The organism is Pandoraea soli, assembly GCF_902459595.1.
Taxonomy (GTDB): Bacteria; Pseudomonadota; Gammaproteobacteria; order Burkholderiales; family Burkholderiaceae; genus Pandoraea; species Pandoraea cepalis.
In genome coordinates this window covers 345,439-358,714 of sequence record NZ_CABPSG010000003.1, presented here as the reverse complement: position 1 = coordinate 358,714, position 13,276 = coordinate 345,439, and the positions used below count along the sequence as shown (strand labels likewise).

The window sequence follows — 13,276 nt, the reverse complement described above, 5'->3', positions numbered from 1 at the left end:
CGCACGCCGATGTTGCTACGCATTCCGAATGTCCTCAATGCCGAGCAGGTGCGCTGGGTTCGCGCAATGCTCGACAACGCGGGCGACGCCTGGGTCGACGGCCTGGCCACGGCGGGCTATCAGGGGGCACCTGTCAAACAGAACCAGCAGATCGACGAGCGCTCGGCCGTGGCTCGCGAACTGGGCGACGTGATTCTCGGTGCGCTGGAGCGCAATCCGCTGTTTATCAGCGCGGCGTTGCCGAACAAGGTGTACGCGCCGATGTTCAACCGCTACGGCGAAGGCATGCACTTCGGCCACCACGTGGACGGGGCGATTCGTTTGCAGCCGGGCAGCGGCATGCGCATTCGCACGGATATCTCCGCCACGCTCTTTCTCGCGTCGCCGGATGCGTACGACGGCGGAGAATTGGTGATCGAGGATCAGTACGGGGCGCACGAGGTGAAATTGGCCGCAGGCGACATGGTGCTGTATCCGGCGACCAGCCTGCACCGCGTGAACCCGATCACGCGAGGCACGCGGGTCGGGTGCTTCTTCTGGGTGCAGAGCCTCGTGCGGGACGACACGCAGCGCACGCTGCTCCTCGATATGGACAACGCGATCCAGCGTCTCAACGCGTCGGACGCTGACGAGACCGCGCGGCGCTCGCTCGTTGGCTGTTATCACAACCTGCTACGCCTCTGGAGCGAGACCTGAGCACCGGCGCGCGCCGGGCCATCGTGCCCGGCGGCGCTGGGCTCGCACCTATGTGACTTACTGCGCTTGACCGGCCGGCGCTTGCGGGGCCGGGGCGCTCTTGTGCATCGGACCGCGATGTTGCCTTGCCTTGTCGTGCCAGGCCTTCATCTTGGCCCAGCGCGCCTTGATCGTGGTGCTCACGAGCGTCTTCTGGTCGTTGTTCAGACCGTTGTACACGTTCAACCAGGCATCCTCCGTCTGGCTGCGAAGCTGACGGTTCTCGTCGAACGCCTTCTCGCGGGCGGCGCGCATGCCGGCCAGGTCGAGGATCGTCTGATCCTTCGTCTGCGCCATCATCTGCCGGAACTGTTCGCCATTCTTGCGCATGGCGTCGTGATTCTGCTTCGACGTGGTCACTGCCTGCTGCCACGCTTGTTCCTGCTGCGCGTTGAGTTTCAATTGATCGTGCAGCTTGTGCATGTCGCCGAGCCCCCACGGGCCGCGCTCGCCGCGCGTGTGGTACGCGGCGGCATGGGGTGCCGTGGCCGGTGCCGCGGCATCGGCGGCATTGGCGGTATAAGCGACGCCGAGCATCGAGGTGGCGACGAGGATGGCCGACGCGGCGGCGATCTTCAGTTTGCGCATGGTGTTGACTCCCTGTGGATACTGCCGGAATTGGCAGTTTCAGAGTAAGTCATCGCCGCACCGAACACGTTGCAAAGTGCAACCGGTGTATTACCTGACGTTACCAGCGCCGGGATTCGCAATATTCCGAAACGACTCGGCCCGCCCTTGCCGGGTGTCGACAAGGGCGGGCCGTTCATGAACTTCGTGCGTCAGTGCGCGCCCGACGCCTGTTGTCGTTCGATCAGTCCCAGGCGCCGCGACCGCCCGACACGCTGTAGCGGCCGGCACCGAAGAGCATCAGGCAAACGCCCATGAACAGATAGAAGGCTTGCAGTTCGAGCGACCAGCCGCCGGTCTTCGCGAGATCGCCGAGTTGGTTCAGGTGTACCAGCGAGAACGCAACCACCATATTGGCCACGACGAGCAGGCCGCCCAGGCGGGTGAGAACGCCGAGAATCAGCAGGACCGGGGCGAGCAGTTCGCCAAGATAGACGCCATAGGCGAGAAAGCTCGGCAGGCCGTGCGACGTGATCATGCCCTCGATGAAGCCGATCCCGTTGATGACCTTGCTGACGCCGTGAAACAGCAGCAGGATGCCGAGGGTAAGGCGCAAGATCAGTTTGCCGAGATCGTCTCTGGTGCTCTGCATGGGGAAGGCTCCTTCTTGACTCGCGAGTTCGCGTAAGGGGGCTGACAGGTACGGAGTGGCACGCTCGCTAGCGCCGCGTGCCGGCCAAATGGGCACCACTGTATCAAATCGTTACGGCGCTGTCTGCGGGTGTCCCAGCGATTTCAGGGACATGGCGCGAATCGAGACAGGCGCGCCGATTACAGGTGGTTACTTTTCGGACTGCCCGGTTACACGCCCGCTGTCGGCGCGGCGCTCGTCTGCCCCGTTAAACCGCCTAAGGACATGGGCATTCGCTGGCAATCCCGCCAACGGCCCGGATCCCCGCCGGTTTCCTGAAGACGCATCACCGCATGCGTGTTCAGGCCAATTCAAAGCAGTGCAAAGCCAATAAGGATTCCATCATGAACGTCCGCAAAACCGTGATTCTGAGCGCCGTGACCGTTGCCTTGGGCGGTCTGTTCGCCTCGCAGGCGTTTGCCCAGACGCCCACGACCGAGACGTCGCGCGACGTCAAGCAACAGCAGCGCATCGACAACGGGCTCAAGAGCGGTCAGTTGACGACGAAGGAAGCGTCGCGCATCGAGAAGGGCGAGGCGAAGATCGACCGGATGCAGGCGCACGCCGATCACACCGGTGACACGGCGGCCGAGAAAGCCCGCATTGCCCGCGCCCAGAACAAGGAGAGCGCAACGATCGAGCAGCTCAAGCACAACGACCGGGTGGGGAATCCCGCATCGGCGTCGTCGGAGCGCATGCAGGCCGACGTGCAACGCAACGTCAATCAGGAGAAGCGCATCGCGCAAGGACAAGCCGCCGGTACGTTGACCAACCAGCAGGCCGGTAGCCTCGAGCGCGGACAGGCGCATGTCGATGCCACCGAAGCGCACGCCGGCAAGAACGGCCATGTGAGCGCAGGCGAGCAGGCCGGCGTCCAGCATCGCGAAAATCATCAGAGCCGACGGATTCGTCACGACAAGACGAGCGGGTGAGTTGCCGCTGTTCGTCATTCGCGTGCGTGATCCGGGCGTATGGCCCGGGCGTATGACCCAAGCGCCACCCTTCGCCGGGTGGCGCTGCTGTTTTGCGGCTATCATCGGCGTCACAACGAAATGGGAGGACGCTCAGGATGGAGCTGGTGCAAGCGCAGAAAATGCTCGACGGGCTCGTGTCGCCGTGGGTGCGGCAATTGAATCTGCGGATCGAAGCGACCGGTCCGGAGCAAAGCGAACTGAGATTGCCGTTCGACGCCGCATTCAAGCATGGCGGCGGCGTGATCTGCGGTCAGGTGTTCATGGCCGTGGCCGACACGGCGATGGTGGTGGCACTCTCCGCCGCGCTTGGCGGCTTCCAGCCAATGACGACCGTCACGCTCAACACGCAGTTCATGCGCCCGGTGACCGATGGCGATCTGCGCGTGATTGCGCGGATTCTGCGTCGCGGCAAGAACCTGGTGTTCGGCGAAATCGAGATTCTCGACGCGTCGGGCAAGATGGCCGTGCATGCGACGACGACCTATGCGCTGCTGTGAGCGCACGGGCGCGAGGCGGTCGACGTGGCTCGCGCGATAGCACCGAGGAGGGCAATTGTTCGATCAGATCGTATTCGCCGGGGGCGGCAACCGTTGCTGGTGGCAGGCGGGATTCTGGGAGCGCGTGACGCGCGACATGCCGCTGCGCCCGCGCGTCATCACCGGCATTTCGGCCGGCGCGGCCACAGCGTGCATGCTGCACATGCGCTCGTCGGACTGGGTGATGGATTACTACCGGCAGGCGCTCGCGAGCAATCGCAAGAACGCCTATTGGGGCAACCTGGTGCGCCGTGAACGGGTATTTCCGCATTACCGCATCTATCGTCAAGCGCTGCTCGCGATCTATGACGGCCAGCTCGACAAACTTGCCGCGGCGCCGGAGATTCGCGTGGGCCTGTCGCACATCCCGCGCTGGCTCGGGCCACGCATGGCGACGGCAGCGGGGCTAGTGGCGTACAACATCGACAAGCACATGCGTCGCACGTTGCATCCAACGCTCGCGAGGCAGCTCGGATTCACCCCTGAATTCGTGCGCGCGCAAGATTGCCGGACGACGGCGGATCTGGCCGATCTGATGCTGCAATCGTCATGCACGCCGCCGTTCACGCCGATTCTGCGGCGCGACGGTCGCCCTGTGCTCGACGGCGGCATGGTCGACAATGTGCCGGTCGATGCGCTCGACGCCACGCCGGGGCAAGTACTGGTGCTGGTGACGCGGCGCTACCCGCGTCCGCAGATCTTTACGCAACATCACGCCGGGCAGGACCGCTTGTACGTGCAGCCGTCCGTGCCCGTGCCGATTTCAAGTTGGGATTATACGCGCCCCGAGATGATGGGCCCGGCCTTCGCGCTGGGTCGCCAGGACGGCGAGACTTTCCTGCGACATCGGGACACGATGGCGTAGGCGCCTCGCCGGCGCTGCAAATGTCAGCGCCCGAAGCCGAGCAGCGCGGCCGGGTTGGCGACGTGCGAGCGGTCGCCGTTCAGGAAATCGACGATATTCTGGAAGGCCACGCGGAAATACAGCTCGTAGCTCTCCCGCTCGACGTAGCCGATGTGCGGCGTGCACACGCAATTCTCCAGTCGCAGCAGGGGATTGCCCTGCAGAATCGGCTCGCTCTCGAAGACGTCGATGGCGGCCATGCCGGGGCGGCCCCGATTGAGTGCCGTGATCAATGCATTCTCTTCGACCAGTTCCGCGCGGCTCGTATTCACGAACAGTGCCGTGGGCTTCATGTGCAGCAGGTCGTCGAGTTTGACGAGGTGACGCGTCTCGTCGTTCAGGCGCAGGTGCAACGACAGCACGTCGATTTGCGTGAACAGTTCTTCCTTGCTGTTCGCCACGCGCAAGCCATCGGCGGCGGCCGCTTCTCGCGATCCTTCTCGGCCCCAGACCATCACTTCCATGCCGAACGCGCGGCCGTAGCCCGCCACGAGTCGACCGATCTTGCCGTAGCCCCAGAGGCCGAGGGTCTGACCGCGCAGCACCTGACCCAGCCCGAAATTCGCCGGCATGCTCGACGATTTCAGACCGGACTGCTGCCAGGCGCCGTGCTTGAGGCTGGAGACATACTGAGGAATCCGGCGCTGGGCGGCCATGATCAGTGCCCAGGTAAGTTCGGCCGGCGCGGTCGGCGAGCCGATGCCCTCGAGCACGGCCACGCCGCGGGCGGTACAGGCGTCGATGTCGATGTGCGCGCCGGCACGCCCGGTCTGGCTGATGATGCGCAGACGCGGCAGTTTGTCGATGAGCTGGGCGGTGATGGCGGTGCGCTCGCGAACCAGGACGAGCACTTCCGCTTCGCCGACGCGGGCGGCGAGTTGCCCGACGCCCTTGACCGTGTTGTTGAAGACCTTGACGTCGTGACCGGCCAGCAGGGAGAAGCAGTCGAGCTTGCGAACGGCGTCCTGATAGTCGTCGAGAATGGCAATTTTCATGGCGAAACGTAATCGGATCGGCGCAGGACGGCGAGCGTTCTGCGCGGGCGGAACATGGGTCTGAGGCCGCCGCGACCGGCGGACGAACGGGTCGACGACAGGGACAGCGTCTGTCGGGGCAACCCAGCGCAGGCCTTGTTGCGACGCAGCACCGGAGCAATTTGCGCGGTGGTATGCTGACGCCTCGTTTTGCATAGTATGGCAGGTGTCCTGGCAACCATGGCGAAACCGCCTCAACACGATGGCAAAAAATCGAACCCACCCCGCAAAAGCAAGTCGGACCCGGTGAGCGAGACGCCTGATGCGCACGTATCGGTGCGCGTGTTGCCCCCTGCTTTCCCGCGTGTGGTCTTGCGTGCGTCGCAAGCTACACAACACGCTTCGTACTTCGTGCGGCCCGTGCCTGCGTGCGCGTTGAGGTTCTGCGCACACGGCGATCGCCGGGGCTATCCTGCCCTTCCGGTATCCCCAACCGGAAGGGTCGCCCGGCCGTCCACGGTGCCTGCACGACGGACGCCCGGCGTCCGCCTCGATTTCCCGACTCTGCATGGAGACAACCCCCATGACGCAAGCCAGTGCGAGCGCAAGTGCGCTCAACGCCTCCTCCTCGTCCAATGTCGCTACCCGTGATCTGCCCACCTGGGTGCGTCATCGCAAGCTGATCGACTGGGTGTCGCACATCGCGGCGATCACCCAGCCCGAGCGTGTCGTCTGGTGCGACGGCTCGCAGGAGGAATACGACCGTCTGTGCGAACAGATGGTGGCCGCCGGCACGATGAAGCGGCTCAACCCAGCCAAGCGCCCGAACTCGTTCCTCGCGCTCTCCGATCCGTCGGATGTCGCCCGGGTGGAAGACCGCACGTTCATCTGTAGCGAAAAGCGCGAAGACGCCGGTCCGACCAATCACTGGGTCGATCCGCGCGAAATGCGCACGACGCTCGACGGCCTGTTCCAGGGCTGCATGCGCGGCCGCACGATGTATGTCGTGCCGTTCTCGATGGGCCCGCTCGGCTCGCCGATTGCCCATATCGGCGTGGAATTGTCCGACACGCCGTACGTGGCCGTGAACATGCGCATCATGACGCGCATGGGCCGTGCCGTGTACGACGTGCTGGGCACCGACGGCGAGTTCGTGCCGTGCGTGCACACGGTGGGCAAGCCGCTCGCCGCCGGTGAGCAGGACGTGGCATGGCCGTGCAACGACACGAAGTACATCGTGCATTTTCCGGAAACCCGCGAGATCTGGAGCTATGGCTCGGGCTACGGCGGCAATGCGCTGCTGGGCAAGAAGTGCTTCGCGCTGCGCATCGCCTCGAAGATGGGCCGCGACGAGGGCTGGCTGGCCGAACATATGCTGATCCTTGGCGTGACGTCGCCCGAGGGCAGGAAGTATCACGTGGCGGCGGCGTTCCCATCGGCCTGCGGCAAGACCAACTTCGCCATGCTGATCCCGCCGAAGGGTTTCGACGGCTGGAAGGTCGAGACCATTGGGGACGACATCGCCTGGATCAAGCCGGGCCGCGATGGCCGTCTGTACGCAATCAATCCGGAAGCCGGCTTCTTTGGCGTGGCGCCGGGTACGAGCGAGAAGACCAACCCGAACGCGCTGGCGACGCTCGGCGAGAACGTCATCTTCACCAACGTGGCGTTGACGGACGACGGCGACGTGTGGTGGGAAGGCCTGACCGACACACCGCCGGCGCATCTGATCGACTGGCAGGGCAAGGACTGGACGCCGGAGAGCGCGAAGGAGACGGGCCGCAAGGCGGCGCATCCGAATTCGCGGTTCACGGCACCGGCATCGCAATGTCCGTCGATCGATGCCGACTGGGAGAACCCGGCCGGTGTGGCGATCGACGCGTTCATTTTCGGCGGGCGGCGCTCGACGACCGTGCCGCTGGTGACGGAAGCGCGCGACTGGACCGAAGGCGTGTACATGGCCGCGACCATGGGCTCGGAGACGACGGCCGCAGCGGCGGGCCAGCAGGGGGTGGTGCGCCGCGATCCGTTCGCCATGCTGCCGTTCTGTGGCTACAACATGAGCGACTACTTCCAGCACTGGCTCGATACCGGCGCGCACCTCGACAAGCTCGGCGCCGCGTTGCCGAAGATCTACTGCGTGAACTGGTTCCGCAAGGGCGCCGACGGCAAGTTCGTGTGGCCGGGCTTCGGCGAGAACATGCGCGTGCTGGCATGGATGCTCGGCCGTATCGACGGCACCGCGCAAGGGGTGGAGCATGCGTTCGGCATCACGCCGCGCTACGAGGATCTGAACTGGAACGGTCTGTCGTTCACGCCGTCGCAGTTCGACGACGTGACCTCGATGGACTCTGCCGCTTGGCACGAAGAGTTGAAGCTCCACACCGAACTGTTCGACACGTTCAATCACCGTCTGCCGCAAGCGTTGCTCGACACGAAGACCGACATCGAGCGTCGGCTGAAGTCGTGATGCTTCAGATGTTCAAATGATCGTGCGCTGAACTTGCAGGATGCCGGCATCACCGGTCAAGTCAGGGCCGCGCACAACGATCCCACCGAGGGAAACTTCGGTGGGATTTTTGTTGCCTTGTGAGACTTCCGAAAGGCTTTTCAGGCAAGGATTCTGGCGGTTTTCGAAAGGGGCGTGGTGATAGCATTTCTCCTGTTGTTCTGTTCGGACAACGACTTTTCCATTCGAAACCCAGGAGGCGCTGATGCACATGATGTTGATCGAAGGGATTGACGAACCACTCATGCGATCGATCCGGTCGCGTGCGGCCATGTACGGGAGAACCCCGGAGGAAGAAGTGCTGACGATTCTGGATAACGTGGCGCGGCGGCCGGGCTACCGATCATTCGAAGACGCGCTGCTTGCCATGCCCAACGTGGGGCTCGACAGCGATTTCGAGCGTGCCAATTGATGCATATCGAGGCCGCCGATGTATCTGCTCGATACCAACATCGTGAGTGAATGCCGCAAGTCCGGGGGCGGTGACGTTGGCGTGCAGCGCTTTATGCGCCACGTCGCCGCCGGTGGTTTGCCTCGTTACGTGTCGGTGCTCACCTTAGGCGAGTTGCGGCGCGGTGCCTGCAAGCTGCGGTATCGAAACGATATTCGTCAGGCAGCGCTCGTGGAGTCCTGGGTTGAGTCGGTGAAGCACGATTTCGACGGCCGAATCCTTGACGTCAATCAGACGATTTGCAACGTGTGGGGCCGGATGCGCGTGCCTCATCAGGAGCACCCCATCGACAAGTTGATCGCTGCCACCGCGCTGGTGCATCGGCTTGTCGTGGTCACGCGCAACGTGAAGGATTTTTCCAATACCGGCGTGGAGGTATACAACCCTTTTGTGCACTGATCACGGTCGGTGTGAGCGCATGACTGTCACCCGACCCACGCGCGCCGTGTGATCGACGCTCGCCTTGCATGCGACCTACAGTCGATTCTCCACCGCGAACTTGATCAACTCCGCCTGCCCTTCGATGCCGAGCTTGCGTTTGATGTTGAGCCGGTGCGTCTCCACGGTGCGGACCGACAAATCCATTTCCGTGGCAATTTTCTTGTTCGCCAATCCGCGCGCGATACGCGAGAGGATTTCGCGTTCGCGAGGCGTGAGCGAGTCGATGGGGGCGTGCGATGTCGAGGCCTGCACCACGCGAGCGGCAATGGCGGCGCTGTAGTACGAATCGCCGCTCGCCACGCGTTCGATGGCGGTCACGATCTCGTGGGCCGGGGCGTCCTTGAGCACGTAGCCGCGTGCGCCGGCGCGGACGGCCTGACGCACATATTCGGCGTTGTCATGCATCGAGAGGATCAGCACGGCGATGTGGGGGAACTGCTCGCGAAACCGGGCCGTCAGTTCAATGCCGTTCGTGCCGCGCATGCTGATGTCCATCAGCGCCAGATCCGGCGACGATGTCTTCGCCCGCGTGAGCGCTTCCTGTGCATTGCCCGCCTCACCGACGACCTGCAGGTTGGGCGAGGCATCGAAGCGTGCGCGCAGTCCATCGCGCACGAGCGGGTGATCGTCGATCAGGAGCAGTCGAATGGGATGCGCTTGCGTCATTGGCGTGAGGCTGTACGAAGCGCCGCTTTCGCGGCGGCGGGCGTGAGGGGCACCCACGCACTGATGGTGGTAAGACCCGGCCACGACTGAATGCCGAGAACGCCGCCGACGGCATCGAGCCGCTCGCGCATATTGCGCAGGCCGATGCCATGGCGAGGATTGTGATGTACGTCGGTCACATCGAATCCGCAGCCGTCGTCAGCAATCGACAGGTGAATGCCGTCGGGTTTGAACATCAACAGGATCGAAACGCGCGAAGCGTGCGCATGGCGTTCGATGTTGGTCAGCGCCTCCTGCGCGATGCGATAGAGCATTGTTTTGATGTTGTCGTCCAGCACGGGGGCGTCGCCTTCGACTTGCATCTCGACAGGCAGATTCGCATGCGAGCCGAACTCCCGTGCGAGCTGGTCGATGGCCGCGGCCAGGCCGAGATCGTCGAGCATGGCCGGGCGCAGCGCCTGCGAAATACGTCGCACTTCCCCGAGCGTGCCGTTCAACCGCTCGATAGCCACGCCCAGCGCAGTGCTGGCGGCGGCGGGCGAGCCCGGCAGACGCATCGACGCCGACTCGAGCAGCAGCTTGACCGACACCAGCAATTGACTGATGCCATCGTGCAGTTCGCGCGAAATGCGCGCGCGCTCGAGTTCCTGCGATTCCACCACCTGACGTGCCAGTTGGCGCAACTTCGCATCGGCGGTCTTGAGTTCGGTGATGTTTACGACGAGCCCGCACAGGGCCACGATCGCCAGGCATGTCGAGGCGATGAGGGTGATCCAGATCAGCGTGCGATCAATATTCGCCTGCGCGCGCTCGTCCGACGCGCGCAGCGTAGCTTCGACGTCGTCGAGATAAATCCCGGTGCCGATCATCCAGTTCCAGCGGGGCAGGGCGACGACGTAGCCGAGCTTTGGCGCCATCTGGTGCAGGGACGGCTTTTCCCACGGATATTGCACGTAGCCGCCGCCGGCGCGCGCCGCCGCGATCAGGCGCTGGATCGTGGGTGCGCCCGACGCATCCTTGAGCGACCAGAGATTGTGGCCGACAAGCTCGGGTTGGCGCGGGTGCATCAGGCTGCGGCCTTCGAGATCGTAGACGAAAAAGTAGCCGTCCTTGCCGAACTCCAGGCGGGCAAGGATGGCGAGGGCGGCCGCGCGGGCGGCGGGTGTGTCGGGGCCGTCGTACAGCGGCTCGATGGCCTTGCGCGCGAGGCCCACGTAATGCAGCAGCTCCGCCCGCTTGTTGGCCAGCGATGTGGTTTGCACGGCGTCGTGCTGCGCGCGCGAAAGCTCGTTGCCTTGGTGTCGCACGGCCAGCGCGATGGCGACCATCGCCAAGGCCACCGGCAACAGCGCCAGGACGAAAAATTTCTGTCGGAGATTCATGGCATTCGGAAAGCTGCGGTGCCGCGTTTCGCGGGGCTTCGCTACGTAATAGCACGTAGCGGACCTGCGTAGTTTCGCGCTTGTGGCGCGGCGGGCAAACGCCAATACTACACGCCGAATCGTGGCCGGGGCTGCCGAGTATCACTCGTCAGCGTCTCGCCGGTGTTACGCAAGTTCGGCGGTTCACATGCCGATGCGCTGCGTAGCACCGCCGGTCCTTGCTGTGCGCAGACCCCCGAAAGAGAGGCGCGCGCAGTGAGCCACGTTCCACGGCGCTGTCATGGCGCCGGGTCAAGAGGCGGGGCAGTGCCGCAACGGCACCGTTCCGGGTTGCTGCCGAAGGAGGCAGTTCCGAGGAGAGACAATGAATCGCATCTGGCAACAACTGCCCTGGGCAGCGGTGGCCGTCGTCGGCGCATGCGCGCTTGGCACGGTGGCTCTATCGCGCGGCGAAACCGTCAGCGCACTCTGGATCGTGATCGCGGCCGTCTGCGTGTATCTGATCGCTTATCGTTTCTACAGCAAGTTCATCGCGACGCGCGTCGCGCAACTCGACGGCTCGCGCATGACGCCGGCCTGGCGTCATAACGACGGCCTGGACTACGTGCCGACCAATCGCTACGTGCTGTTCGGGCACCACTTCGCCGCCATTGCCGGCGCAGGGCCGCTCGTCGGCCCGGTGCTCGCCGCGCAGATGGGCTATTTGCCGGGCATGTTGTGGATTCTCGCCGGGGTGGTGTTCGCGGGTGCAGTGCAGGACTTCATGGTGCTGTTCATCTCCACGCGTCGCGACGGCCGCTCGCTGGGCGATCTCGTGAAGTCCGAACTCGGCATGATCCCCGGGGTGATCGCGCTGTTCGGCGCGTTCCTCATCATGATCATCATTCTGGCCGTGCTGGCGCTGATCGTGGTCAAGGCGCTGGCAGGTTCGCCGTGGGGCACGTTCACCGTCGGACTGACGATCCCGATCGCGCTGTTCATGGGCGTCTACACGCGCTACATCCGTCCGGGCCGCATCGGGGAAGTGTCGATCATCGGCTTCGTGATGCTGATGGCCGCGATCTTTTTCGGCCAGAACGTGCACGACAGCGCCACCTTTGCGCCGCTGTTCACGTTTGACGGCAAGCAACTGACGTGGATGCTGATCGGCTACGGTTTCGTCGCGTCCGTTCTGCCGGTGTGGCTGTTGCTCGCACCGCGCGACTATCTGTCGACGTTCCTGAAGATCGGCACGATCATGGCGCTGGCCATCGGCATTCTGGTGGTCGCGCCCGAGCTGAAGATGCCCGCGCTCACTCAGTTCGTCGACGGCAGCGGCCCGGTCTGGTCGGGCAAGTTGTTCCCGTTCCTCTTCATTACGATCGCGTGCGGCGCCGTGTCCGGCTTCCATGCGTTGATCTCGTCGGGCACCACGCCCAAGCTGCTCGATAACGAACTCAACGCGCGCTTCATCGGCTACGGCGGCATGCTGATGGAGTCGTTCGTGGCCATCATGGCGCTGGTCGCGGCCTCGGTGATCGACCCGGGCGTGTATTTCGCGATGAACAGCCCGGCTGCCGTGATAGGTACGACGCCCGAAGCCGTGGCGCACGTCGTCTCCGGCTGGGGCTTCGCCATCACGCCGGAAGTGCTCACCGCCACCGCACACGCCGTGGGCGAGAACACGATCATCTCGCGCGCCGGTGGCGCGCCGACGCTCGCCGTCGGCATGGCGCAAATTCTGCACCGGGTGATCGGCGGCGAAGCGATGATGGCGTTCTGGTATCACTTCGCGATTCTGTTCGAAGCATTGTTCATCCTGACGGCGGTCGATGCAGGTACGCGTGCCGGCCGCTTCATGCTGCAGGATCTGCTGGGGACATTCGTGCCGTCGCTCAAGCGCACGGATTCGTGGCCCGCGAACCTGACTGCCACGGGCCTGTGCGTGGCTGCGTGGGGCTACTTCCTGTACCAGGGCGTGGTCGATCCGCTGGGTGGCATCAATACGCTGTGGCCGCTGTTTGGTATCTCCAACCAGATGCTGGCCGCGATCGCGCTGATCCTCGCGACGTGCGTGCTCTACAAGCTCAAGCGCGAGCGCTTTGCCTGGGTGACGGTCCTGCCCACGCTGTGGCTGCTGGCCTGCACGCTCACGGCCGGGTGGCAGAAGATGTTCGATGCGAATCCGAAGGTCGGCTTCCTGGCGCACGCGGCGAATTATCAGGCGGCGCTCGCCGACGGCAAGTTGCTCGCGCCGGCCAAGTCGGTCGCGCAGATGCAGCAGATCGTGTTCAACGATTACGTCGATGCAACGCTCTCCGGCGTGTTCATGTTCGTGGTCGTATCCGTGGCGATCTTCGGCGTACGCACTATCCTCGTGGCACGCCAGGCCAACAAGCCGACGGCCCGCGAAACGCCGTTCGAGCCGATGCCGACCGGTCGTCAGGTCTGAGACCGGGGGCGACGC

The 13,276-nt window shown here is 64.1% G+C and carries 14 protein-coding genes; 8 read left to right on the top strand and 6 right to left on the bottom strand.

Translation table 11 applies throughout. The annotated features are described in order from the left end of the window. Window positions 1–9: 9 nt before the first annotated feature. On the top strand, window positions 10–696 hold the full coding sequence (locus tag PSO31014_RS08205) for a Fe2+-dependent dioxygenase (protein ID WP_150551147.1): 687 nt from the start codon (window positions 10–12) through the stop codon (window positions 694–696). Between the two features lie 57 nt (window positions 697–753). Here the strand turns inward: PSO31014_RS08205 and PSO31014_RS08200 are convergent, their stop codons facing one another. Both PSO31014_RS08200 and PSO31014_RS08195 read right to left on the bottom strand, forming a co-directional pair. Next, a complete protein-coding gene (locus PSO31014_RS08200) occupies window positions 754–1,323 on the bottom strand; it encodes a Spy/CpxP family protein refolding chaperone (RefSeq protein WP_150551146.1) in 570 nt (189 codons plus the stop codon). 223 nt (window positions 1,324–1,546) lie between these two features. Beyond that, window positions 1,547–1,954 (bottom strand): DoxX family protein, encoded by a 408-nt coding sequence (locus PSO31014_RS08195; protein ID WP_150551145.1) that lies wholly within the window; start codon window positions 1,952–1,954, stop codon window positions 1,547–1,549. Between the two features lie 383 nt (window positions 1,955–2,337). On the opposite strand from PSO31014_RS08195, the gene PSO31014_RS08190 reads away from it, so the two are divergent. The 3 genes from PSO31014_RS08190 to PSO31014_RS08180 all read left to right on the top strand — a co-directional run bounded on the left by PSO31014_RS08190 (window position 2,338) and on the right by PSO31014_RS08180 (window position 4,368). After that, window positions 2,338–2,925 carry a hypothetical protein gene (locus PSO31014_RS08190; RefSeq protein WP_246176499.1) on the top strand — a complete coding sequence of 196 codons (588 nt, stop codon included), beginning with the start codon at window positions 2,338–2,340 and terminating at the stop codon, window positions 2,923–2,925. A gap of 137 nt (window positions 2,926–3,062) precedes the next feature. Further along, complete coding sequence (locus tag PSO31014_RS08185) at window positions 3,063–3,464, top strand: PaaI family thioesterase (protein WP_130024504.1); 402 nt, start codon at window positions 3,063–3,065, stop codon at window positions 3,462–3,464. Window positions 3,465–3,519: 55 nt separating this feature from the next. Then, window positions 3,520–4,368 (top strand): patatin-like phospholipase family protein, encoded by an 849-nt coding sequence (locus PSO31014_RS08180; RefSeq protein ID WP_150551143.1) that lies wholly within the window; start codon window positions 3,520–3,522, stop codon window positions 4,366–4,368. A 23-nt stretch (window positions 4,369–4,391) separates the two neighbouring features. Here the strand turns inward: PSO31014_RS08180 and PSO31014_RS08175 are convergent, their stop codons facing one another. Further along, window positions 4,392–5,402: a D-2-hydroxyacid dehydrogenase family protein gene (locus PSO31014_RS08175; protein ID WP_150551142.1), complete on the bottom strand. Its 1,011-nt coding sequence runs from the start codon at window positions 5,400–5,402 to the stop codon at window positions 4,392–4,394. Between the two features lie 562 nt (window positions 5,403–5,964). On the opposite strand from PSO31014_RS08175, the gene PSO31014_RS08170 reads away from it, so the two are divergent. Beyond that, complete coding sequence (locus PSO31014_RS08170) at window positions 5,965–7,851, top strand: phosphoenolpyruvate carboxykinase (GTP) (protein WP_246176497.1); 1,887 nt, start codon at window positions 5,965–5,967, stop codon at window positions 7,849–7,851. A gap of 12 nt (window positions 7,852–7,863) precedes the next feature. Here PSO31014_RS08170 and PSO31014_RS08165 read toward each other — a convergent pair whose 3' ends face one another. Continuing rightward, window positions 7,864–8,136, bottom strand: coding sequence for a hypothetical protein (locus tag PSO31014_RS08165; RefSeq protein ID WP_150551141.1), 273 nt, complete (start codon window positions 8,134–8,136; stop codon window positions 7,864–7,866). Between PSO31014_RS08165 and PSO31014_RS08160 the strand changes: the two genes are divergently transcribed. After that, window positions 8,135–8,302 carry a DNA-binding protein gene (locus PSO31014_RS08160; protein ID WP_150551140.1) on the top strand — a complete coding sequence of 56 codons (168 nt, stop codon included), beginning with the start codon at window positions 8,135–8,137 and terminating at the stop codon, window positions 8,300–8,302. The two genes, PSO31014_RS08165 and PSO31014_RS08160, sit on opposite strands and share 2 nt — an antisense overlap. Window positions 8,303–8,320: 18 nt before the next feature. Then, window positions 8,321–8,740 (top strand): type II toxin-antitoxin system VapC family toxin, encoded by a 420-nt coding sequence (locus PSO31014_RS08155; protein WP_150551139.1) that lies wholly within the window; start codon window positions 8,321–8,323, stop codon window positions 8,738–8,740. Window positions 8,741–8,815: 75 nt separating this feature from the next. On the opposite strand, the gene PSO31014_RS08150 is transcribed toward PSO31014_RS08155, so the two are convergent. After that, entirely contained in the window at window positions 8,816–9,448 is a 633-nt protein-coding gene (locus tag PSO31014_RS08150) for a response regulator transcription factor (protein ID WP_150551138.1), read from the bottom strand. Further along, entirely contained in the window at window positions 9,445–10,830 is a 1,386-nt protein-coding gene (locus tag PSO31014_RS08145) for a cache domain-containing protein (RefSeq protein ID WP_150551137.1), read from the bottom strand. Before PSO31014_RS08145 ends, PSO31014_RS08150 begins: the two co-directional genes overlap by 4 nt. Before the next feature lie 364 nt (window positions 10,831–11,194). On the opposite strand from PSO31014_RS08145, the gene PSO31014_RS08140 reads away from it, so the two are divergent. Continuing rightward, complete coding sequence (locus PSO31014_RS08140) at window positions 11,195–13,261, top strand: carbon starvation CstA family protein (RefSeq protein ID WP_150551136.1); 2,067 nt, start codon at window positions 11,195–11,197, stop codon at window positions 13,259–13,261. The last annotated feature ends 15 nt before the right edge of the window (window positions 13,262–13,276 follow it).